1 protein-coding gene is annotated in these 249 nt (G+C 36.1%); it reads right to left on the bottom strand.

Translation table 11 applies throughout. The features are described from left to right. On the bottom strand, positions 1-249 hold a 249-nt coding region (locus ACRHOZ_RS21195), incomplete at both ends, for a helix-turn-helix domain-containing protein (RefSeq protein ID WP_431130324.1).

Below are 249 nucleotides of genomic sequence, written 5' to 3'. Positions count from 1 at the left end.
TTTATAACACTCTTCTGAAACTGAACTGGATTGGTTTTCCAAAAGTTTTTTCGCAATCCTTAGTTTATATTCCCTTATAAATTCAACCATATTCATGCCAGATATGGCCTTAATTTTCTTGTATAAAACAGAATGACTCATACCCATTTCTCTTGAAAGTTGGTTTGCTCCAACATCTGGGGCATCAAGAGTACCTTCAATTAATTCCGTACGGTTTTCCACAAACTCTTCATCGGTACTTGCCAAAGC

Source organism: Flagellimonas flava, from assembly GCF_050617915.1.
In the GTDB taxonomy this organism is placed as follows: domain Bacteria; phylum Bacteroidota; class Bacteroidia; order Flavobacteriales; family Flavobacteriaceae; genus Flagellimonas; species Flagellimonas flava_A.
This window is presented reverse-complemented; position numbering and strand designations above follow the sequence as displayed.